At 76.0% G+C, this 1331-nt stretch carries 2 protein-coding genes; one reads left to right on the top strand and one right to left on the bottom strand.

Features of this window, described 5'->3' with window-relative positions:
* Positions 1-343 (bottom strand): DUF192 domain-containing protein (locus tag GTW67_RS10860; protein ID WP_161164592.1); only part of this gene is annotated, 343 nt, incomplete at its 3' end.
* Positions 344-429: 86 nt separating this feature from the next.
* Here GTW67_RS10860 and GTW67_RS10855 point away from each other — a divergent pair.
* Positions 430-1308 (top strand): LLM class flavin-dependent oxidoreductase, encoded by an 879-nt coding sequence (locus GTW67_RS10855; RefSeq protein WP_161164591.1) that lies wholly within the window; start codon positions 430-432, stop codon positions 1306-1308.
* The last annotated feature ends 23 nt before the right edge of the window (positions 1309-1331 follow it).

Here is a 1331-nt window from a genome sequence, read left to right as displayed (position 1 = left end):
CCCACCCCGCCATCGCCCCCGCCTCCGCCTCCAGTACGTGCCGGGCGCGCAGGCGGGGTAGGCCCAGGCGGCCCGGGGGCATCGTGCGGACGGCGATGACCGTCAGCCGGCGGTCCAGGTAGGCCACGTCGATGGGGAACCGCATCCCGAACGTGTGCACGCTGCCGGCCGGCGTCAGCAGGAGCGCCCCGTCGATCCCGTCCCGGCCCAACAGGCCCCTGGTGCGGGCCCGGTAGGACGCGGCGACCTCCAGCGGCACCACGGCCCGCCCGTCCGGTCCGCCTTCCACGACGCCGTTCACGACCAGCCGCCCCCGCCCGTCCCGCCAGCGCCGCCACCCCATGCCGACTCCCTCCCCACACCAACCGGACCGCACCGCACCGCGAAATGTCGTTGTCCCGTGCCCGGAGCCAAGTGTAGGAAGGCCGGATGACCGCACTCGGTGTCGTCTTCCGTCCCCAGCTCGCCCCCGAGCGGCTGCGTGCCGTGGCACGTGTCGCGGAGGAGGCCGGGCTGGACGAGCTGTGGCTGTGGGAGGACTGCTTCCTCGAAGGAGGCATCTCCACGGCCGCCGCCGCCCTCGCCTGGACCGAGCGGCTGAAGGTCGGCGTCGGACTGCTGCCGGTACCCCTGCGGAACGTGGCCGTCACCGCCATGGAGGCCGCCACCCTGCACCGCATGTTCCCCGGCCGCGCGACCCTCGGCGTCGGGCACGGAGTGCAGGACTGGATGGGCCAGGTCGGCGCACGCGCCGAGTCGCCCGTCACCCTCCTGCGGGAGTACCTGCTCGCCCTGCGGGCCCTGCTGCGCGGCGAACGGGTGACGACCGAGGGACGGTACGTCCGGCTCGACGGCGTCGCCCTCGACTGGCCGCCCGCCCAGCGGGCCGAGGTGCTCGCCGGGGTCACCGGGCCCCGTTCGCTGCGGCTCTCCGGTGAGGCCGCCGACGGGACCATCCTCCACGCGTCCAACCCGCCCGACGCCGTACGGCAGGCCCGCCGGCTCATCGACGAGGGACGGACGACGGCCGGGCGGACCGACCCGCACCAGGTGGTCGTGTATCTCCTCGCCGCCACCGGACCCGGCGCCGCCGAACGGCTGCGTGCCGAACAGCGGGCCGAGGGCGTCGCCGCGGTGCCGGACCTCGGCGTCGCCGGGGACGCCGGCGCCGTCGCCAAGGCCGTCCGGCGCCTGGCCGAGGCGGGCGCCGACACCGTCGTCCTCCAGCCGACGGCCGACGAGCCCGACCCCGAGGGCTTCGTCCGCTTCGCCGCCGAGCAGGTCCGGCCCCTCCTGGACGAGGACTAGCGTCCCCGCCGCACCACACCGCA

The sequence above is a fragment of the Streptomyces sp. SID5910 genome, assembly GCF_009862125.1.
Classification (GTDB): domain Bacteria; phylum Actinomycetota; class Actinomycetes; order Streptomycetales; family Streptomycetaceae; genus Streptomyces.
This window is presented reverse-complemented; position numbering and strand designations above follow the sequence as displayed.

What these genes read in the sequence shown, in the direction of transcription:
- GTW67_RS10855 (WP_161164591.1), top strand. Translation starts at nt 430, where the DNA reads ATGACCGCACTCGGTGTCGTCTTCCGTCCCCAGCTCGCCCCCGAGCGG.